This is a genomic window from Williamsia sp. SKLECPSW1 (assembly GCF_054332755.1).
On sequence record NZ_JBTGLI010000001.1, the window covers coordinates 1,771,090 to 1,791,392 of the forward strand.

The following is a 20,303-nucleotide window of genomic DNA, read 5'->3' on the forward strand; positions in this document are numbered from 1 at the left end:
CGGATCACCCGTCCCACGGGATTCGACTCGTACTCATCCGTGCATGTGCACAACCGTCGCCACAGCTTTCGTGTGCACATGTCTGGTGAACCACACCACTCGACGTCCTCACACTCATGGTCGCGTCGGAAAGAACGCTGTCGGAAGGGCGGGTGTGTGGTGAAGAAGATCGTGCGACGGTGGTTACTGCTGGTGTGCGTTGTGGCTACGGCACTGTGCACCGGTCTGACGGTGGCGAACGCGGCGCCAGAGCCACCATTCCCCCCGTCGTTCCCGAGCGATCAGAATCAACTGCCGCAGCTGCCGAGAGAACCCGAGCTGTACAAGCTTCTCCCGATACCGGTGCCCGACGATGATCCGTGGTACGACGATCCACCGAATCTCCGTGGTTACGCCCCCGGCCAGATCGTCCGGTCGCGGGTCGTGCAGACCAGATTCGTGGGACTCCCGGTGCCGGTGTTCAGCAAGCAGTTGCTGTTTCGGTCGAATGACGTGCACGGCAGGCCGATCGTCACTGCCACAACCGTTCTCATACCGGGGATTCCCTGGAACGGGAGTCCCCGTCCGGTGCTCTCCTACCAGGAGGCGATCGACTCCACCGACTCCTCGTGCAACCCGTCGTACACGCTGCGAACGGGAACCATGAAAGAACTCGCCCAGACCCAGTATTGGCTGGAACAGGGGTTCGCCGTGAACGTGCCCGACTTCGACGGGAAGTACAACACTTTCAACACCTTCGATGAAGGTCAGATGGTCCTCGACAGTCTACGGGCGCTGAAGAACGACCGAAGTCTGGGACTCAGCAGATCAGGAATCGTCTTGAACGGGTACTCAGGTGGTGGATCGGGATCGATCCGAGCCGCAGAACTCCGGAAGACATATGCCCCTGACGTCAGGCTCCTCGGGACGGCCATCGGGGGTACCCCCGGAGACCTGGTCGCCATGGCGCGGTACGCGATGACCAGGCAGCCCGGCCTGACGGGTTTCAGCAGCTTCACGATCTGGCTCGGATTCGCCGCTGTCGCGCAGCAGTACCCCGACGTCATCGATCCCAAGAAGCTCTTGACACCGGCCGGTCAGCAGATCATCGCGGACATGAAGCATCGGTGCGTGTACTCCGCCGCGTTGACCGGTGCCTGGCGACCCATCGACGAGTACTTTCAACCGGGAAAGTCGCTGGACACCGAACCGGCCGTACGGAAAGTCCTGGAAGACAACAGTCTCGGGAAGCACATCCCGGACACTCCGGTGTTCTGGTACCACGGCTTCTGGGATGAGTTGATCCCGCCCAGCAGAGTTGTTCTACCCACCGTGGAGAAGTACTGGAAGGCTGGCGCAGACCTGCGCTTCTACACGGTCCCCACAGGGGAACACGCGGTGAATGACCTCGCCGGTTGGTTGCCCGCGGTCGCGTGGACCTCTGCGGTGCTTCGCGGTCTGCCGCCAGGACCCCGGTTCAAGGCGGAGATCACGCCTCTGCCGCCTGGCTTTCCTGGTAGTTGATCCGGCAACTGGCCGATCTCGGTGACCCACCTCGGCCCGGAGACGCCTCGCCTCACCTGTGGATGTGAGAATGCGCAAACGTGCTCCATCAGCGTTGGGCGAATGCACGATGCGGCGTCACCCCGGCTCGGCTGTGCTGTTCACGTGACGACACAGAGATTTCTGGCAGGCGGTTCCGTGCCTGACGTCGACCGTCGACAACGGGGTCGAGGACTGGGCGTGGCGCTCCACGAGGTGCGGGTGCTGAATCGTGCAGGGGTCGTGGACGTTCGACGGCCAGATCGCATCATGCGCCAAGCCCGTCAGCTACGTCGGTTGGGCCCCATCGCCGGCGGCGTTCGGGCAGGTGCGCAACGGTGCCCGCTGAGTGTTGCTCTCATCGACCGGGGCCTGGAGTTCACCTATGACGAGCTCGACCAGATCACAAACGCGGTCGCCCGCCAGTGGGCAGTCGAAGGCATCACTGATGCGTCGACGGTGGCTGTGCTGGGACGTGACAGTGCTGATCTGGTCGTGGCGATGGCCGCAGCCGGCAAGATCGGCGCGCGACTGGTCCTGATGAACACCGGCTTCGGCGGGCGTCAGCTGCGGGATGTATCTGACCGAGAGGGCGTGTCGGCGTTCGTCTACGACGACGAGTTCGCGGACAGACTCGCGCAGTTGCCGACGCACAAGCGTCTGTCGGCGATCACGCAGACCGCACTCGAGACCGGTGACACCCGGCCACCACCGCGACCACAGAGTCAGGGTCGGTTGGTCCTTCTCACCGGAGGGACGACCGGCGTCCCCAAGGGTGCGGCCCGTCGCGTCTCATCGCCACTGGCGGCCGCGCAATTCGTTGATCGCGTTCCCCTGCGACGCGGTCAGACGATTCTGCTGTGTGCCCCACTCTTCCACGGAACGGCGCTGTCTCAATTCATCATCGGACTCAATCTCGGATTGACGATCGTGGTACACGGGCCCCGGTTCGATCCCGCGCTCGCCGTGGAACAACTCGGTCGGTACGAGTGCGACGCGGTCGTGCTCGTGCCGACCATGTTGCGCAGGATCGTTGATCTCGGTGAGCAGTTCATCGCAGGCCACGACACCCGGGCACTGAAGATCGTGTTGTCCGCGGGCTCGGCGCTGCCCGCGTCACTCGGAGATGACGCCACGGCGCTCTTCGGCCCATGCATCTACAACCTCTACGGATCCACCGAGACCGGTACAGCAACGGTCGCCACGCCGGAGGACTGGAAAGCCGCGCCCGGCACGGTCGGCAAGCCGCCGGTCGGTATCGCCGTCGCCCTGTACGACGGTGATGCGCGCGTCACCACCCCCGGGGTCAAGGGCACTGTTCACGTCGGCAACTCGTTGGCATTCGACGGATATTCGGGCGGTGGGAGCAAACCCACGAAGGCTGGGTTCATGAGTACCGGCGATGTGGGGCATTGGGACAGCCAGGGTCTCCTCTTCATCGATGGCCGTGACGACGACATGATCGTCTCCGGCGGCGAGAATGTCTTCCCCGGCGAGGTCGAGAGTCTCCTGACGGCTCACCCCGCCGTCGCCGAAGCCTCGGTGGACGGAGTTCCCGACGATGAGTTCGGCCAGCGGCTCGCAGCGTTCGTGGTGCTCCGGTCCGAGCTGACGGAGGGCGATGTGCAGAGGTACGTACGTGAGCACCTGGCGCGGTACAAGGTGCCACGGGACGTCGTGTTCCTGTCGGATCTTCCGCGCACAGCGACGGGGAAGGTGGATCGGCGCGGGATACGTGCGGCGCACAAGGATTGGCTGACCGCGCAGCGACGGTCACGCACCCTCGGCGATCCTGAACAGGAGCGGTGAAGTCGTGGACATCAGAGAGTCTGCGGTGCTGGTGACGGGCGCAGCATCCGGACTGGGCGCGGCTGCGGTGACGCGCTTCGCGGCGTCGGGTGCCACCGTGTTCGCACTCGATCTGCAGGCAGTCGACTCGGGTGCAGACCCGGTACAGAATGTTCGTCGTCTGACAGGCGATGTGACGAGCAGTCAGGAGATGGCCGACGCGCTGGGTGAGATCGAGAACTCCGGACTGGCGTTGCGAGCCGTGGTCACCTGCGCAGGTGTCGGCTGGACCCAGCGAGTGCTGTCCCAGTGGGGCACACACGGGCTCGACATCTTCGAGAAGGTCCTGGCGGTCAACGTATGTGGAACCTTCAATGTCCTACGGCTGGCGGCGGATGTCATGGCGCGCCAGCCGCAGTGCGACGTCGACGGACAACGGGGGGTGATCGTCATGACATCGTCGGTCGCCGCGTTCGAAGGGCAGATCGGCCAGATCGCATACTCCGCGTCCAAGGGCGCCGTACACGCCATGACGATCGCGGCCGCCCGCGACCTCGCCGATGTCGGAGTCCGAGTGTGCACCATAGCGCCCGGAAGCATCGACACCCCGATGCTCGCGGCGCTGAGGCCGCGCGCGAGGCAGAACCTGGTCGAGAGTGTTCCGTTTCCCCGTCGCCTCGGCACGCCGGAGGAGTTCGCAGAGCTGGCGGCAACGATCATCGATCTCGACTATCTGAACGGCGAGACGGTCCGACTCGATGGAGCGATCAGACTCGGTGCACGGTGACCTGGGACCACTCCCAGACGAATTGGTATGTCTGCCTTATTGCACATGAGGTCCCAGACGTGCGCCGGGTCTGCACCAGAATGTCTCTACCGGGTTCCGCCGGCCACCGCTACGTTGATGCCGGTGATCCATGGGCTGCGGTTGGACGCGAGGAAGGCGACCACTTCGGCGATGTCACTCGGATTCCCGTACCGGCCCAGGGGAAACGTGGATGCCGGGGGAGGGCCATCGGGACCGACGACGCTCAGCGATGCCGCGGTCGGTACGAATCCTGGGCTGACCGCGTTGACACGAACGCCGTGGTCGGCGGCTTCGGTGGCGAGCCCGACGGTGTAGGTGTTGAGGGCAGCTTTCGCGGAGGCGTAATGGAGGATCGGGCCGACCGGATTGTTCGTCGCCACGGACGACACGTTGATCACTGCCCCGGATTCGCGCTGATACATGTCCGGCAGAACCGCGGAGGTGACTCGCACGGCGGCAAGGTAGTTGATCGTGATGTCGTCGACCCACTGGGCGTCGCTGATGTCGAGGACACTGGGACGAGGCACCGTGCTCCCGGCGTTGTTGACCAGAACGTCGATGTGCCCCAGCAGTTGTGTCGCGTCGTCGACAAGTGCGCGTGCCCCATCGAGGGAGCTCAGATCTGCGGCGACGAAGTGGACGTTCGGGCCCAGGTCGGAAGGCGCGGAACGGCCGACGGCGACGACAACGGCTCCTCCTCGGACGAGGCGGTCGACTATCCCTGCACCGATTCCCTTGGTGCCGCCAGTCACGACAGCCGTCTTCCCGGTCAGGTCGTGCGACGCGTCGGTCGGTACGGAGGGTGCTACGACAAATCCCATGTTCTCGAATCCTTCTGTGCTGAAGCATTTCCCGATGTGTCGCGATGGTCGCTCGCGCGAGGCGGCGAGCTGGTGCATGCCGCGGTACGGGTGTAGACAAAGGACAGCACGGGCCGTGTCGGACCACAAGTACGAACTTTGTGGTTCGTACCCGAGAACCGGCCCCTGGAGAAGTGGTGTGACGTGGCGAACCGAGAGTTCTATTGCGGTCTGGACGCGGCCCTGTCGATCGTCAGCGGGAGGTGGAAGTTCCTCGTGCTCTGGGAACTCGATGCCCGTGGACCTACGAGGTATGGCGAACTGCGGCGCGCGCTCGAGGGAGTCAGCGAGAAGATGTTGATCTCGGCTCTGAGGGATCTGCGTGAGGCTGGTGTGATCGAGCGACGCGACCACAAGGAGATCCCCCCACGGGTGGAGTACGCGCTGACCGGTCTGGGCCGCGACCTCGCAGCGGCGCTTCAGCCGCTCGCGGTCTGGGGATGCACGAACATGCCGACACGTCGTGACCACAGAGCGGCTGAGCGCTGACCGGAAACCCTGCCGCCGAGGAAATCCTGAATCGATCTCCCACGCCAGATTGCTACGCTACCGTAGTTCCGTGTTACTACGGACACGTAGTAACAAGCTGAAGGTCCGGCGGCGTTCAGAGGTCGGCTGCGAGGCGGGTGACGCTCGCGATCGGAGGTGAGCAGGCGACATGACGGCTACTCGGCTACTGCTGATGAGCAGTACTCGGCGGTACGTCCGAGAACACCCACGACGGTCCGTCCAGACCTTCGGACGACAGGTCGAGATGGCCGTCGAGTCGGCTCGCCATCTCCTGGCCGACGTCGTGCATCGGTCCTTTCCGTTCGGTGAATTCGTCACTCAGTGCAGCGTGATGGCGCGAACCGCTGTCCTTCCCACTCTGCTCGTCGCGATCCCTTTCGGCGTGATCGTGTCGATACAGGTCGGCACCATCGCGAACCAGGTCGGCGCGACCTCGTTCGCCGGCGCCGCCAGTGGGCTCGGCATCATCCGCCAGGGGGCACCGATGGTCACCGCGTTGATGATCGCGGGCGCAGTCGGGTCGGCGATCTGCGCAGACCTCGGATCGCGAGCCATTCGTGAGGAGATCGACGCGCTGGTGATCATCTCGATCAACCCTGTTCAACGCTTGGTGGTTCCGCGTCTCGCGGCATCCATGCTCGTCAGTGTGTTGCTCTGCGGCGTCGTCTGTTTCATGGGGTTCATCACCGGCTACGTGTTCAATGTCTACGCGCAATCGGGCACTCCCGGCAGCTACCTCGGGACCTTCGCCGCGTTCGCCACCCCTGGCGACTTGATACTCGCCCTGCTCAAATCGGTGACGTTCGGCGCGATCGTCGCCGTGGTCGCGTGTGACAAAGGGCTGACCACCAAGGGTGGCCCTGCAGGTGTGGCCGACTCTGTGAACGCCGCCGTGGTCAGTTCGACCATCTTGCTGTTCGGCGTCAACGTTCTGTTCACGCAGCTGTACACCATCCTGATTCCTCCGCAGGTGATCTGATGACCATCGCCACCTACCGTCCGCGATGGCTCGTCCCACTGGTCTCGATCAGCGATCCGCCACAGCGGGCGATACTCCTTCTCGGCCACCAGCTCACCTTTCTCGTCCGGTCGATGATGTCCATCCCCCTCGCGCTCAAGCGGTACAGGACCGAGGTCGGCCGTCTGCTGTCCGACGTGAGTTGGGGGAACGGCGCACTCGTCGTCGGTGGCGGCACCGTCGGCGTGATCGTTCTCCTGGGCGCGTTCGCCGGCGCCACGGTCGGGATCGAGGGATACGGCGCATTGAAGCTCCTCGGGATGGGGCCGCTCACCGGCGCCGTCTCCGCATTCGGATCGACCCGGGAGCTGGGTCCCCTCATCGCCGCCATAGCCTTTGCGGCACAGGCGGGCTGTCGGTTCACCGCCCAACTCGGTGCCATGCGGATATCGGAGGAGGTCGATGCACTCGAGGCGCTCGCGATCGACCCACTCGCCTATCTGGTGAGCACGAGGATGATCGCCGCCATGGTCGCCATCCTCCCGCTGTACACCGTGGGCCTGGCGGCGAACTACATCGCGGCAGAGGTCGTCGTTCTCTTCCAGAGCGGCGGCGCGGGAGCCGGCACATACCAGCACTACTTCCATTCGTTCCTGTCCGGCACCGACGTCGCCTACTCGATCGGCAAGGCTCTGATCTTCGTCATGGTCACGACCTTCGTCCAGTGCTACTACGGCTTCTACGCCTCCGGCGGACCGGAAGGTGTCGGGGCGGCCGCAGGCAGGGCGATCCGTGCCTGCATCGTCATCGTCGTCATCGTCAACACCCTGCTCACACTCGCGATGTGGGGAAACTCGCCTGGTGTCCGGATCTCGGGGTGACGGCGTGACCTATCTCGACGCGACCGGGCGCGGCACGAGGCCCGGGACACTCCTGCTACGGGGCATGATCGCGCTGGTGCTCATCGGGGCCGTCGTATCGCTGCTGATAGCCCGTTACCAGGGTGTCATGACGCCGACGACCCGAGTGACCGCGATCATCTCCGGAGTCGGCGACGGATTGCCACCCGACGCCGATGTCCGGTTTCGAGGGATGGTGGTCGGGAAGGTCTCCGGGGTGTCCCTGGTCGACGACCAGCGGAGCTCGGTGGCAATGGAACTGGATCCTTCTCGTGCCGAATCGATTCCCGGATCGGTGACTGCCCGGGTGGTACCCAGCAACATCTTCGCGGTCTCGGCGATCGAGCTGGTCGGTCCGGCCTCGGGATCGGGAGGACACCTCACCGACCGGACCGAGATCGCTCAGGACACGTCGCAGCAGACCCTGGCGCTGCAGACGGCCATGAACTCGATCCGCACGGTCCTGGCCGCCATCGACCCCGCCCGCCTGGCGGAGACGATGTCCGTCATCTCCGGTGCGCTGTCCGGACGAGGGGCCGGACTCGGTTCCGCCATGGCACATCTCACCGACTACCTCGCCCACATTCATGCCGCCACCGACGATGCCGGTGGTGATCTCCGCGCCCTCGACTCCGCCATCGGCGGCCTGCGAAGGGTGGCCCCCGAGCTCGTGTCGACCCTGACGAAGTCCCTGCGGCCCGCTCGGACACTCGCGACCCGATCCGAGTCACTGACCGACTTCTTGACGAGCGCGACCGGCGCGGTGAACCGTGTGGACGGGGTACTGACACCGGCCAACGTCACCGGGGGTATTCGCTTGATCACCGGACTCGACGCCACCATCGGAGCCGTGGCCGCGACCGCTGACACGATCCCCGCCGCCTTCGACGCACTGAACCGTGGCGCGTCTGTCCTGGGTCGCGCGTTCACCGGCACCAACGGACGTCTCTTTTTCGACATCGACGTGTCCTTCACGCCCTTCACGCCGTACGGCGCTGCAGACTGTCCTCGATACGGATCGATGTCGGGTCCGAGTTGCCGGACTGCTCCCCGGGCGAGCGGTCGCGGCTCGCTCCCCGACGCGCTGCGCCCACGATCGCTGTCGGACACATCGTTCGTCTCGGCGGTGGGCGGCAACGTGGGCGGAGTAGGGAGCGCGGCCGAACAGCGCATTCTGACGGCCTTCCTCGGGAGACCCGCAGACACGGTGACCGGAATACTGCTCGGCCCGTTGCTGCGCGGCAAGTCGATCACGGTCGGCACAGGCCGTTCCGGTGGTGGACGTTGATGCGGAGCAGGACGGTCATCGGCGTCGCTCTGTTCGTGGTGGTCGCCCTCGGACTGACCTGGACCATGTGGTCGACGCTGCTCCGTCCTGTGTCCGGCCGGACCGTCACGTACACCGCGACATTCACCGATGCCTCGGGTGTGAGACCCGGTGACGACGTCCGGATGGCCGGCGTACGAGTTGGCAGGGTCGAGAGCCTGGCACTCGACGGCACGCTGGCCCGCGTCCGGTTCTCCGTGCAGAGCGACCAGTCGGTGTACCAGGACACGAAGGTCCTGATCCGCTACCAGAACCTGATCGGCCAACGGTACCTCGCATTGACATTGCCGTTCGGATCGCACAAGGTACGACGCCCGTCCGACTTGGTCTTCGACACAGCGCACACCGAGCCCGCATTCGACGTGTCGAAGCTCCTCAACGGCTTTCAACCACTGTTCGACGTTCTCAAGCCTGAGCAGATCAACTCGTTGTCCACCCTTGTGGTGAAGACACTGCAGGGCGATGGGGTGTCGGTGAGCGCCCTGATCGCCGAGAGCGCCTCGCTCGCCGAAGAGTTCGCGACCAAGGACGACATCCTCGGCGACATCCTCACCAACCTGAGTTCGGTGGTCGACACCCTCGCCACGCACAACATCCGCACGCGCGACCTCATCCGAGATGCGGCGAGACTCGTCGGCGCGCTCGACGCGCGCCGCGCCACGGTGACAGGTGCGCTGGACCAGACCGCGACCGTCGCCGCCCGGCTCGACGGGGTCCTCGACGATGTCGACCCGATCTTTCCTGCGGCAGTCACCAACCTCTCCTCCGTCGTCGATCTCATCAACATGAACGGACCACAGTTGACGACCACCGTCGGTGCCGACCTGCCGCAATTTTTGGCGGCGTTCTCGCGGGTGTCGCAGAACGGCAGCTATCTCAACGTGTACGACTGCAATCTCGACGTCAGCCTCGCGGGCGTCCTCTTCCCGCCCGGACTGTTCGCCCAGGTCGGCGGTCAACGCCACTCTGAGGTGTGTCGATGAACGAGAACAGAATGGCCGTCCTGGTGGACACTCTCCGCCGAGTGCTCGCCGATGCCGACCGCAGGCACGTGTGGACGGGCGTCATCAGCGGCACGGTCATCGGGGTGATACTCCTCGCCGCCGCCGTGATACCCCGGCTGGGCGTCGGAAGCCGGGACATCACCGTTGAATTCGCACAGGCAGCTGGAATCGCAGCGGGTGACCCGGTCCGCGTCGCGGGAATCGATGTCGGCACGGTCGGCCGGATGCGTCTTGCAGGAAACCGCGTCGTTATCGACCTGCAGATTCACCACGACGTGCCGGTCGGCGCAGAAACCCGCGCCGACATCAAACTGTCGACCCTTCTCGGCGCGCGGTATGTCGATCTGCGACCCGCGGGACCACAGTCACCTCCGGTGCATCGAATACCATTGTCCCACTCTGCTGTTCCATACGACCTACAGAAGACCATCGAGACCGGACAGCCTCTCGTAGAGAGGGTGGACGGACCGGGCATCGCGGCCGGCCTGGACGCGATGACCGAGGCGCTGCGAACGGCGCCCGACCTCGCCGGCGGGGCGATCGACGCCATCTCGACCCTGTCCGGCGTGATCAACACTCGGCGAGCGCAGGTCGCCTCTCTACTCCGCAACGCCGACACGGTCACGACCATGTTGGCGGACAACCGATCGTCGCTGAACACCATGGTCACCGCGGGCGGTGAACTCGTCGGTCAACTCGTGACGCAACGCGATCTCGTCGAGAGACTGCTCACCTCCGTCCGGGGTGCGGCGACGCAGCTGGGCGGACTGCTGACCGAGAACATCGGCAAGGTGGATCCGCTCGTGGCCAAGTTGGAATCACTGGCACAGGGGCTGTCGGAACACCAGGCCGGGCTCACCCGGTTGTTCGAGCAGTTGCCGCCCGCGGTTCGGCAGATCGCGAACGCCACCGGTAACGGAAACTACGTCGACGTCTACTACCCGTGGGGACTGATCCCCGACAACTGGTTGTGCTCGTTGCAGTTGGTCGGTGGATGCCGGTGAGACGCTCGGTCAGAACATCGGCCCTGGCAGTGCTGTGCACGTCGCTGATGGCGCTCGCCGCCTGCGCGTCCCTGCCCGGGACGAGCGACCAGACCTTCACCGCCGACCTGGCGGACGCGGCCGGCCTGTACAAGGGGAACTCGGTCGCAGTCCTGGGTATGACGGTGGGCTCGGTCACCACGATGGTGCCCACGGGTGGGGGCGTCGCGGTGACCTTCACGGTCGATCACGACATCGCGATTCCTGCCGACGTCACCGTCGCCGTCGTGTCGGCGTCGGTCGTCACCGATCGTCACATCGAACTCAGTCCGCCGTACCCGGGGAAGGGGCCGAAGCTCGCCGACGGGAGCCGGATTCCTCGTGCCCAGACCAGGACACCGGTGGAGATCGACGAGGTGATCCGGACCGTCGACACACTGAGTTCGGCGCTCGCGACCGACGCGAACGGATCGGGGCCGCTCGGTCGCGCCATCGATCTGTCCGCACGCACCCTCGCCGGCAACGGCGACCGGATCCGCTCCGCACTCGACAATCTCGCCGGTGCGCTGAAGGTGGGATCCGACAACTCCGAGTCGATCAAGCGACTCGTGACCTCGTTGAGCACCCTCACCGAACTCGCCGCGGACAACGATGCAGCCGTCCGAGGCTTCAGCGCCGATCTCGCCGAACTCGGACGCACCCTCGCCGAACAAGGCCCCTCGTTGACGCAGTCGATCGCGGAGGTCGACGAGATCGCTGAGCAGTTGACATCACTCATCGTGCGCAACAAGGATCGGCTGGCCGGGGCGCTCGGCAAACTGCGCGACACCACGTCGACGATGTACCGATACGGGCGCCAACTCGACGAGGTCATCGATGTCCTGCCCCTGATGAACGAGAACATCGTGCGCGCGATCGATCCGGTCAACAGAGTACTGCGCGTGCACTTCCTGACCGACAAGACGTTGCTCGACAACGAGCTGCTCAGTCAGTTCTGCGGAAAGGTACAACTCCGATCGCGCGGCTGTGACACCGGCCGACTCGCGGACTTCGGTCCCGACTTCGGGGTCACCGCGATGCTCTTGGGGATGACCCGATGACGAGTGCGCGACGTGCGGTGCGCGCGTTGTCGGTGGGGTTCGTCGTCGCCCTCGGCGCGAGCGGCTGCTCGGTGACTCTGGAGAGTCTGCCGTTGCCGAGCCCCGGAGTCTCCGAGGCCACCTATCCGATCTCGGCGGTGTTCACCGACGCCCTCAACCTCCCGTACAAGGCGAAGGTGAAGCTGACCGGGACCGACATCGGTGAGGTGCGAGAGGTGGTGGCATCCGACTACACCGCGCGGGTCACGATGGACATCCGACAGGACGTGCACCTACCGCGCGACACCACCGCGGAACTTCGTCAGGCAACGCCCCTCGGGGATGTCTACGTCGCGCTCACCGCGCACAGCGACCCCTCGCTCGCCGGGGACCTCGCTGCCGGATCGACGATCCCGATCACATCCACCTCGGCTGCGGCCACCGTCGAGGACCTGCTCGCGTCGGTGTCGGTGTTGATCAACGGAGGAGCGCTCACTCAGCTGCAGGGGATCGTGAACGAGCTCGACGCCGCACTGGCGGGGCGCCAAGGTGATCCCGCACGGATCATCGTCCAGCTCACATCTACGCTGCACACGCTCAACAGCCGGTCCGCGACCATCGACAGGGTGCTGCGCAATTCCGACGCACTGACCAGAACGCTGGCGGCAGGCCGCGGACAGCTGGGTGACGCCATCGATGCGATCGGTCCTGCCGTCGGTGCACTCGCCGCGAACAACCGACGGATCATCGACCTGCTCGCAGGACTGGAGCGTGCCGGCGGCAAGGCCGATCGCATCCTTCGCGAGGCCGGAGACAACGTGTCCAGTCTGATATCGGAGGCCGACAAGGCCTTCGGTGCGGTGAGCGCGGTCGGTGACCGCCTTCAGACGACCCTGCGTACGGTGAGCGAACTGACCCCCGAGGTCGTCGACAGCGCTCGCGGGACCGCCCTGGCAAACTACATGCGGATCTCCTGGCTGTCGTTGGGAGTTCTGAACGATCGGGGCAGCAGGGTCCCGGACGCCACAGATGCCCAGGCGTTCGTCGGTAGCCTCTCCGACACACTTGCCCGCGTCTACGGACGGATCACCGGTCGGCGTCTGACCCCGACCCCGCGTACTTCGGCGCCTGCCGATGGGCCGGGGCAGGAGAACGCAGCGCCGGCCGGTGTCGGTACAGCGACGAGGCTCCCGTGGTGACGTGGCTACACCGACATCGCCGCGGGTTGTCGGGCGCCGGCTTGGTGGTCACTCTCATCGTCGGGAGCAGCTACCTGCTGATGTATGCGCTTCGGATCGACCCCGCTGCCGACACCTACACGGTCACCGTCGAACTCACTGCGTCCGGCGGACTGCAACCCGGTTCCGATGTGACCCTGCACGGATATCGGGTCGGACACGTCTCCGGAGTCGACCTCGACGACACCGGGGTGGTCGCCACCGCGATCATCCGATCCGGTATCCGGATCTCGTCGTCCACAGACGTTGCTGTCGCCGATCTCTCCGCCGCCGGAGAGCAATATCTGGACTTTCGTCCCAGCACGGACGAGGGACCGTACCTGAGCTCCGGTTCGATCGTCCACCGCCCGCAGACCGACATCCCGACACCGTTCGCCACGATGCTGTCGCACGTCTCCGACGTCGTCGCTCAGATCGACCCCGCGAAGCTCGAATCCACACTCGCCGAACTGGACCGAGCACTGGCCGGGGGGCCGGACCAGCTCGCGACGCTCATCGACAGCGCCCAGACGCTTTTCGACGGCCTGTACTCCGCGCTACCTCAGACCACGAAGCTCATCAGAACCGGTCGCACTGTGCTGGCGACATTCGGCGCAGCCACCCCTGACCTGGAGACCCTCAGCCGCAGTGGTGGTGTCGTCGCCGACCAACTGACGGCCGCCGACAGCGAGATCCGGCGACTTCTGAACGACGTTCCGGGGGAGATCGACTCGGTCTCCTCCGTCATCCACGACAACCGTTCCAGTGGAGGAGATCTCCTCCGCAATCTCGCGAGAATCGCAACCGCGGGTCAATTACGGGCACCGGCACTGCAAGCCGTGTTCCCGTCCATCCGGGACCTCGGCAACTCCCTGGCGTTGATCGGCGACGGCCAGAAGGTGAACGTCGCCGCCGACATCTATCCACGGCCCACGTGCGAATACAGCAACCCGATGCGCGATCCCACCCTGGCAGGTACACCGGATCCGCTGCTGTACATGTACTGCGTCACAGATCGGCCCGACGTGCAGGTCCGTGGCGCCGCGAACGCGCCACGCCCGCCCGGCGACGACACCGCCGGACCGCCGACAGGTGTCACCGGCACCGAACGAGCGCGACCCACTCCATGAACCAGACGACCTGGGCCCGACGAGGAGAAACCATGACAACGAGCGAGACGTCGAACACCACAGCGGCATCGGACGACGTGGGCGACGAAGTCGAGGAATCGACCCCGACCTGCGGCGAGGTCGACCAGGACGAGAAGTCGGTCGAGGTGAACAGCAGTCGTCCGACTCGACATCGGTGGGCAGCGGTCCTCGCGCTTCTGGTCGTGCTGATTCTGATCACCGGCGGCCTCGCGACGTACTTCGGCCTGCAGGTGGTACACGACGACGAGGTGCGGACGGCGCAGACGCAGGCCGAAAGTGCCGCGAAGTCGTTCGCTCTCACCATGGTCAGCTATGACGCTGCGGGGATGGACTCGTACGTCCAGAAGGTCATGGCCGGATCGACGGGCGAATTGAAGGAGACGTTCAGCCGGACCAGCAACGGACTCAAGGACACTCTCGTGAAGGCCGGTGTGAAGTCCACTGGACGTGTTCTCGACGTGGCAACGAGATCAGCGGCGCGACGACACGTCGACCTGGTCGTGGTGGTTCAGCAGACCGCCTCGAACTCGACCGTCACCACACCGCAGGAGGCGGTCAACGTCCTGCAGATGGCCATGGAGAAAGTCGACGGTCGATGGCTGGCCAGTTCCGTGCAGAACCCGTCTGGCGCCGCACCGTGAAACAGGTTGTCCTTCTGGTTCAGCGATCGAACAGTTCGGCCGTCAGCCGCGCGGCACCCAGTACCCAGCTACCGTCCGGGGTCTGCGGGTCATGGCCGGTCAACTTCGCGACCCTGTTCAGTCGGTAGGAAACGGTGTTGCGGTGGACGTGCATCAACTCGGCGGTGGCCAGCTGATTGCACCCGCTGTCGAGATAGACCCACAGGGTCTCCTGCACGGTCCGGTCGACGGCCAGGGTGTCGATGACGTGTCTGAGATGAGGGTGAGCAGCACGCGCGGTCGCGACCGTGTAGGCGAACAGCACCGTGTCAGCAGTGCACGGCTCGTCCCAGCGTCCTTGCAGACGGGCCGCCCTGCACAGGGTCTGCGCCTCCGTCCAGGCACCGGGAATGGCGTCGACCACGACCGGATCCGTCGCGCCTGCGAAGAATCCGGGCGCCGATCTCGTCGAGAGATCGGGGAAGATGTCGGCGAACACCCAACGCTTCTCATCAGCGTCGAGGTCGGCAACGGGGAGTAGCGCTGTCCATCCCGCAGCGTCCGCGACCGTGAAGGAACCCTGGATGGCTGCAGTACGCGTGTGGATCGCGCGCAGGACTGTGGGGTCGGCGCTGTCGGCAGGATCGACGACGAGCACGACGTAGGCGCTCGCGAGGGGGCCGACGCGATCCAGCGCGCCGCGCTCAGGTGTGACGCCGGTGAGCAACGCCACCGCCACGGCCCGTCTCGCCTCTTCTTTTCCCCACAGCTCTTGCGAGTCGGCACGCGGAGTACAGGCGACGGCTATCCGACCGGTCACGATCGCGAGGTGGCGGACGAGCGACGACGCTCCTTCGAGCAGCAACTCCCCGTCCTGGGGCAGGACTTCTTTCGCGAGCTGATCCCAGATCAGCGTCGAACCACTCTGATACATCTCGAGAATGTCCTCGAGCGGCACGCCGTCCTGATGCCGTCGCACTGCCAGGTCGACCAACGGCCCGAACTCGTCGGCAGTCGGCGTCGTGGAGTTGGCGAGGTGATGGAAGTAGAGGTCGACGTTCAACCTGATACCGCGGACCACATCACGTTCGACGAGAGCGCTCGGAACGTCATCGTAGGCGGGCACCTCCGCCGAGAACGCGTCGATGACGGAGTACGCGCGGTGGTGCATGAGACGTATCGACCGTTCTCGTCGAGCTGTCGCGCTCGCCGACGGCGTCGGTGCTGTCACGACCCGATCATCATCTCCCTGGACGGCGGTGTGCTTGAGCGGTGAGGTTGCCTGCGAGGATCCCCCGGTCTCCGAAGAGTTCCTCCCGCCACATCTCCAGCAACTCAGCAGTCGGGTTGTCGTCAGGGTGGAAGCCACGCTTCGTGTAGGTGCGGAGTTCGGCGAGCACGTCATTGGTCAGCCAGGGGTTGGAACGCAGTTCCCACAGACTCTTCGCCAGAATCACCGGCCGATAGGTGGATCGGTCGAGTGACATCGAGGCAACAGTCGATACCGCCACGAAGACCGGGAAGACGACGTTGATCACTCGCATCGTCCAGATGCGCGTTGTCTCGGAACCGCCGGTGTGTCGGTAGACGTCGAACGCGACGGCCTTGTGCTCTACCTCCTCGTAGGCATGCCACAGGAGCAGCTTTCGGATCTCGTCCGAGGTCAGCAACTCGCGGGCAGCCGCGGTCGTCAGCAGGTGATGTGCCAGCGTGGCCGTGTAGTGCTCGAACGCGGCTGTCATCGCGAGTGAGATCCGATGCGGGACGTGACGGTAGATCGTCGCCAGTGACCGTTTGGTGAATCGGTCGCACTTTCGCGTCGGGTAGCCCATCTCCTGTAGCCGCTCGTTGATCTTCCGATGCTCTCGGCCGTGGGTGACCTCCTGGCCTACGAAGCCCGAGAACTCCTCACGCAGTGAAGGATCAGAGATCCGGTCCTTGTAGTGTCGAACCGAACGAACGAAGAAGTCCTCACCTTCGGGAAACACCGAGGACAGCATGGAGACCGCGTGGCTCATGACCAGGTCGCCGCTCACATAGTGCCTGTCGGCGCCGTTGCTCGGATAGGAGAACGTGATCCGACGTGCGCGAATCGGCACCGGGCCACTGGGGGGCGAAGTAGTCGAGACATCACGCATGGCAGCCTCCACATCTGGTCGGCGGCTGACGCCGGCCACGGCCTCAGTGTCGTGCGTCGCGGGAACAATTGTCAACGGCGTAGTAATTCGTGTCCCGCGGGGCGCCGCACATCGACTCCGTGCAGACTCGATCGCGCGAGGTGGTCGCCGCAAGGCGGATCCGGAGGACGTGTTGTGCCACCGCGATGGTCGTACCGTGCGCATCGACGATGCTGACGCGATGTACGGCCTCACTCGACCGATCGCGTTCGACGCGCTCGCGGATCGATTCGGCCTCGGAACGCGGGAGCTCGACCTGCAGCATCAACTTCCCTTTTCCGGGCGAGAGGAAATCGATCGTCGCCGACCTGGTCCACACCTGGAATCGGTGACCGAGTTGTGCGGTGAGCATCGTTCCGTAGAGAACGTCTGTCGCCGAGAACAACGCGCCACCGAAGGCGGCGCCATGCAGGTTCGCAGTCCAGGGGTGGACCCGGAGAACGAGTTCTCCGCTCGTCCAGTCAGGGCTCATCCGTGTGACCCGGATACCGGCGCCCAGCAGCGGTGGGTACAGGCCGATCAGCAAGCGCGACCGTGGCGGCCGGGACAGCCAGCGACGAACAGCCGAACTCGGCGTGGACATCGCGTCAACTGGTCGGCCGCATGGCCACTTGCGGGCGATCGATCTCGCTCCCGGTGCTCACCGGGGCGGTCTCCTCGACGCCTGTCGGCGTCGAGTCGTCACCCCCTCGGTGGCCGGCCCGTGGCCGTCGGCTTGCGCGCCCCGTCATCACCCCGACGAGAACCGCTGAACCGAGCGAGCCCGCGGCTCTCGTCCGGGGGTTGTAGACGGCGGTTCCGAGGGCCATCTCGGCCGCACCGAGCACGGTGGTCCACACCCGACGATTCGTCGGGAACGCAAGGCCGACAGGTCGTGAGAACCATCGTGGCCGCACGATGTGCATTGCTCCGAGTGATGCGATCGCCACGCCCGCCGGTGATGCGATGTCGCGCCACCTCTCCGTCGGTGTGGCGGTGGCGTCGCGACGAGGATCGATGACGATGACCCCGGGTGATGTGATCGCGAGACGACGCTGACGACGATGACGCCGATGCCGGCGTAGCCCGAGTGTCATCGCCTTCTCTCCTCGCTGCGCCTGATCGTCATGCGGTCACCGGCATCGGTCGGGAAGGAGCGAGGGTCGCCAGGTCTCGACGTGGCGGAAGTGCGGCGGCCGACTCCGGGGGCGGGGTCACGCCGTACTCCGCGAACGCGTCCTGAGGGGACCACGTCCTCGGATCGACCGGAACAGCCTTCTCGAGGACGGGTTTGACGATCGGGTAGGTACCGGGAGAAATCCACTTCAGCAGCCTGAGCTCGACGCGTGCATTCGAGGCCACCAGCCTGAAGGCGATCTTCATCACCGGACGGACGGCCGCGTCGATCGCTCGCGGTTGTGTCATCCCGGCCAGTTCCCGCTGCCACCGTGGCATCGTCGCAAGTGTCGCTGATCGTAGGACCCGATTGATCAGGGCGGCGCCCGGCCGCATCCACGGCGGAGTCGGTGGGAACATGACCTCGGCGTCGAGCAACTGACGCATTGCATGCTGCGCGGCCGAACTCGCGGCGAGCCTGGGACGCATCGCGGCGAAGTACTCGCGGACGCCCTCCCGAGTTCTCGGTACGTCGGCAGGGTCGCACGTCTGCAGTTCCGCGGCGATGGCGCACTGTTCCCAGTATTCGGTCTCCTCCTCGGTCGTGAGTGGGCCCGGACCGTAGACCTCGTAGGCGTAGAGGATGGAGTGCCAGGCGGTGAGATGAATCCACAACTGCTGAGCAGGATCGTTCGCGTTGTAGACGCCGCCGCTCACGGGCTCGAGCCCCACAGCGCGCGCGTGGATTCGAACGAGGACGTCGGCGGCGGTCACGGCGGTCCGCGCGTCCCCGAACGCGCTGATGGCGAAGTAGCGCAGCGTGTGGTCGTAACGAACTCGTGGCCGGGTGAAGATCTTGCCCGTGTCGTGCACTGCGGCGATGAGGAACGGATCGAGTTCCTCGATCACGACGGCACGTTGAAACCCGACTGTCATACCCGCCGGGTGACTCCACACCTTCCAGGTGACCGAGTCCGGACCGAAGAACCCGTAGTCCTGCGGAAGCTCGTGAGTGGTGATCCGTCGATCGCGAATTGTCATGCGTTGCCTCTCGTGCTGTGTCGCCCAACCCGCGCGCACAGGCGGGTGTCGAAGGTGCCGCCACATTACTACTCCGACGTAGTAAATAGGAAGGGTGCGGCTCCGTTCCGCAGTTGATCGGCGTCGCAACGGCGTTCGTCCTGGGTCGGTGATCCTCACGGCGGGACATGCCGCATCGTCGGTGCTCGGGTGGCGACGAGGCGTGCCACGCCGGCCTGAAACTCTCGTGCGAAGACGAGACGTCCAGGCGGATCGGGAGCCGCGCCCCACGCCTCGATGGGTTTGCGGGGGCTTCGCTTGTAGAGTTGCCACATGGCGACAAGTACCCCCGTCTCCGGCCGACGTCGCCCTTACGCCCCCCGCGTTCCCGAGGACGTGCGACGTACGCAGTTGCTTGATGCAGCTCTTCGTCTCGTCGTCAGCCGGGGGCATGGATCCGCGACCATGGCGGCCATCGCCGAGGAGGCCGGGGTGACGAAGCCGGTGGTCTACTCGATGTATGCGAACCGGGGCGAGGTGCTCGGAGCTCTGCTCGAACGCGAACGAGAACTCGCCATGGCGCAGCTGTTGTCGATCCTCCCGCCCGGTGCGGGTAAAGACGGTCTGCCGGACTGGGGGTCGGCCTTCGCCGAGATATTTCTCGAGTTCCTGAAGGCCGTCCGAGACGCGCCGGATCGTTGGCGGTGCGTACTTCTCGACGTGTACGGGATGCCGCAGGAGTTCCACGTGACACGCGCCAAGATCCGGGGTCAGATCGTCAGGAGGCTCACCGGCATCGTGGACGAGACGCTGAAGCGCTCGAGTGCGACCGACGTCGATGCCGAGATCCTCACGCACGCCCTGATGGCGGTGTTCGAGAGCTCGGCGACCCTGGTGGTCGAGCATCCCCGCAAATATCCACCGGAGCGATTCGCCGGCACCGTCGCCGCGATTGTCGCAGGACTCGTCGGGTGACCTTCCCGTGACGGGGTGACCGGCGAGGCGTCCGCGTGTGGCGGTGGGTCTGTACGAATGTCGTCGGCCTCGACGAGTTGCGTCCGCCCGACCGCAAAAGCTACTGGATGGTAGTATTAGGGATGATCCGGAGCCCCGGTGAACGCCGTGGCGGTGCCGCCGTGGTGGTAGGCGCCGCGGCCGGCGCAGCGTGCACACGCCGTGGAGGAACGAGTTGTCCGACCAGGAGCAACCGCCGTCTGACTCCGGAGCGATCGTCGACCTCCTCCGGGAACTCATCAGGACGCACTACGTCCATGCCGCGCAGAATG

General features: G+C 65.2%; 19 protein-coding genes. 14 read left to right on the forward strand and 5 right to left on the reverse strand.

Annotated elements, in window-relative coordinates; genetic code table 11:
• Nucleotides 1-201 precede the first annotated feature (201 nt).
• From ACXVUM_RS08055 to ACXVUM_RS08065, 3 genes are read left to right on the forward strand one after another with little or no spacing between them, the layout of a single operon-like run.
• Nucleotides 202-1,503 (forward strand): lipase family protein, encoded by a 1,302-nt coding sequence (locus ACXVUM_RS08055; RefSeq protein ID WP_458522820.1) that lies wholly within the window; start codon nt 202-204, stop codon nt 1,501-1,503.
• Between the two features lie 21 nt (nt 1,504-1,524).
• Nucleotides 1,525-3,330, forward strand: a complete 1,806-nt coding sequence (locus tag ACXVUM_RS08060) for an AMP-binding protein (protein ID WP_458521304.1) — start codon at nt 1,525-1,527, stop codon at nt 3,328-3,330.
• 4 nt (nt 3,331-3,334) lie between these two features.
• Nucleotides 3,335-4,096 (forward strand): SDR family NAD(P)-dependent oxidoreductase, encoded by a 762-nt coding sequence (locus ACXVUM_RS08065; RefSeq protein ID WP_458521305.1) that lies wholly within the window; start codon nt 3,335-3,337, stop codon nt 4,094-4,096.
• 86 nt (nt 4,097-4,182) lie between these two features.
• Here the strand turns inward: ACXVUM_RS08065 and ACXVUM_RS08070 are convergent, their stop codons facing one another.
• Nucleotides 4,183-5,016, reverse strand: a complete 834-nt coding sequence (locus ACXVUM_RS08070; protein WP_458521306.1) for an SDR family NAD(P)-dependent oxidoreductase — start codon at nt 5,014-5,016, stop codon at nt 4,183-4,185.
• A 105-nt stretch (nt 5,017-5,121) separates the two neighbouring features.
• Between ACXVUM_RS08070 and ACXVUM_RS08075 the strand changes: the two genes are divergently transcribed.
• The 10 genes from ACXVUM_RS08075 to ACXVUM_RS08120 all read left to right on the forward strand — a co-directional run bounded on the left by ACXVUM_RS08075 (nt 5,122) and on the right by ACXVUM_RS08120 (nt 14,746).
• Complete coding sequence (locus ACXVUM_RS08075) at nt 5,122-5,466, forward strand: winged helix-turn-helix transcriptional regulator (protein ID WP_458521307.1); 345 nt, start codon at nt 5,122-5,124, stop codon at nt 5,464-5,466.
• Between the two features lie 193 nt (nt 5,467-5,659).
• Nucleotides 5,660-6,466 carry an MlaE family ABC transporter permease gene (locus ACXVUM_RS08080; RefSeq protein ID WP_458522821.1) on the forward strand — a complete coding sequence of 269 codons (807 nt, stop codon included), beginning with the start codon at nt 5,660-5,662 and terminating at the stop codon, nt 6,464-6,466.
• Nucleotides 6,466-7,326, forward strand: a complete 861-nt coding sequence (locus tag ACXVUM_RS08085) for an ABC transporter permease (RefSeq protein ID WP_458521308.1) — start codon at nt 6,466-6,468, stop codon at nt 7,324-7,326. The genes ACXVUM_RS08080 and ACXVUM_RS08085 overlap by 1 nt, the downstream gene beginning before the upstream one ends.
• A 4-nt stretch (nt 7,327-7,330) precedes the next feature.
• On the forward strand, nt 7,331-8,632 hold the full coding sequence (locus ACXVUM_RS08090; protein WP_458521309.1) for an MlaD family protein: 1,302 nt from the start codon (nt 7,331-7,333) through the stop codon (nt 8,630-8,632).
• Complete coding sequence (locus ACXVUM_RS08095; RefSeq protein ID WP_458521310.1) at nt 8,632-9,654, forward strand: MCE family protein; 1,023 nt, start codon at nt 8,632-8,634, stop codon at nt 9,652-9,654. The genes ACXVUM_RS08090 and ACXVUM_RS08095 overlap by 1 nt, the downstream gene beginning before the upstream one ends.
• An 11-nt stretch (nt 9,655-9,665) precedes the next feature.
• Nucleotides 9,666-10,679 carry an MCE family protein gene (locus tag ACXVUM_RS08100; RefSeq protein ID WP_458522822.1) on the forward strand — a complete coding sequence of 338 codons (1,014 nt, stop codon included), beginning with the start codon at nt 9,666-9,668 and terminating at the stop codon, nt 10,677-10,679.
• Nucleotides 10,676-11,758, forward strand: a complete 1,083-nt coding sequence (locus ACXVUM_RS08105) for an MCE family protein (RefSeq protein ID WP_458521311.1) — start codon at nt 10,676-10,678, stop codon at nt 11,756-11,758. The genes ACXVUM_RS08100 and ACXVUM_RS08105 overlap by 4 nt, the downstream gene beginning before the upstream one ends.
• A complete protein-coding gene (locus tag ACXVUM_RS08110) occupies nt 11,755-12,936 on the forward strand; it encodes an MCE family protein (protein WP_458521312.1) in 1,182 nt (393 codons plus the stop codon). Before ACXVUM_RS08105 ends, ACXVUM_RS08110 begins: the two co-directional genes overlap by 4 nt.
• A 44-nt stretch (nt 12,937-12,980) precedes the next feature.
• Nucleotides 12,981-14,084, forward strand: a complete 1,104-nt coding sequence (locus ACXVUM_RS08115; protein ID WP_458521313.1) for an MCE family protein — start codon at nt 12,981-12,983, stop codon at nt 14,082-14,084.
• A 32-nt stretch (nt 14,085-14,116) separates the two neighbouring features.
• The gene (locus tag ACXVUM_RS08120; RefSeq protein ID WP_458521314.1) at nt 14,117-14,746 is read left to right on the forward strand and encodes a hypothetical protein; all 630 of its coding nucleotides are present in this window, start codon (nt 14,117-14,119) and stop codon (nt 14,744-14,746) included.
• A gap of 19 nt (nt 14,747-14,765) precedes the next feature.
• On the opposite strand, the gene ACXVUM_RS08125 is transcribed toward ACXVUM_RS08120, so the two are convergent.
• From ACXVUM_RS08125 to ACXVUM_RS08140, 4 genes are all read right to left on the reverse strand, one after another.
• Entirely contained in the window at nt 14,766-15,956 is a 1,191-nt protein-coding gene (locus ACXVUM_RS08125; protein WP_458521315.1) for a PucR family transcriptional regulator, read from the reverse strand.
• Between the two features lie 10 nt (nt 15,957-15,966).
• A complete protein-coding gene (locus ACXVUM_RS08130; RefSeq protein ID WP_458522823.1) occupies nt 15,967-16,863 on the reverse strand; it encodes a metal-dependent hydrolase in 897 nt (298 codons plus the stop codon).
• Nucleotides 16,864-16,906: 43 nt separating this feature from the next.
• Nucleotides 16,907-17,428 (reverse strand): PaaI family thioesterase, encoded by a 522-nt coding sequence (locus ACXVUM_RS08135; protein WP_458521316.1) that lies wholly within the window; start codon nt 17,426-17,428, stop codon nt 16,907-16,909.
• A gap of 578 nt (nt 17,429-18,006) precedes the next feature.
• Complete coding sequence (locus tag ACXVUM_RS08140; RefSeq protein WP_458521317.1) at nt 18,007-19,038, reverse strand: oxygenase MpaB family protein; 1,032 nt, start codon at nt 19,036-19,038, stop codon at nt 18,007-18,009.
• Between the two features lie 312 nt (nt 19,039-19,350).
• On the opposite strand from ACXVUM_RS08140, the gene ACXVUM_RS08145 reads away from it, so the two are divergent.
• Nucleotides 19,351-19,992 carry a TetR/AcrR family transcriptional regulator gene (locus ACXVUM_RS08145; protein WP_458521318.1) on the forward strand — a complete coding sequence of 214 codons (642 nt, stop codon included), beginning with the start codon at nt 19,351-19,353 and terminating at the stop codon, nt 19,990-19,992.
• Nucleotides 19,993-20,303 lie beyond the last annotated feature (311 nt).